This is a genomic window from Streptomyces sp. NTH33, from assembly GCF_003236365.1.
GTDB lineage: Bacteria > Actinomycetota > Actinomycetes > Streptomycetales > Streptomycetaceae > Streptomyces.
The window spans coordinates 1-248 of record NZ_POTZ01001199.1; the positions used below are offsets into that span (position 1 = coordinate 1).

General features: G+C 65.3%; 1 protein-coding gene. It reads right to left on the bottom strand.

Annotation, left to right across the window (positions count from 1 at the left end):
- Positions 1-248 (bottom strand): transposase (locus C1I97_RS39165; protein ID WP_181447147.1); only part of this gene is annotated, 248 nt, incomplete at both ends.

The following is a 248-nucleotide window of genomic DNA, read 5'->3' on the forward strand; positions in this document are numbered from 1 at the left end:
CGCAGTTCGTCGAGTGCGCTCAGGGCCTCGGACTCGGTGGCGGCGGTGTAGATGGGCTTAAGGGCGGCGGCGACCTTCTTGCGGTCGGTGTAGGAGACGTACTTCATCGACGAGCGGATCAGATGGGGCACACAGGTCTGGACCACTGCCTTCTCCCAGACCGTGTTGATCGCTTCGGGCAGGCCGCTCAGCCCGTCACAGCACACGATCAGCGCGTCGCGCAGGCCGCGGTTCTTCAGCTGGGTGAG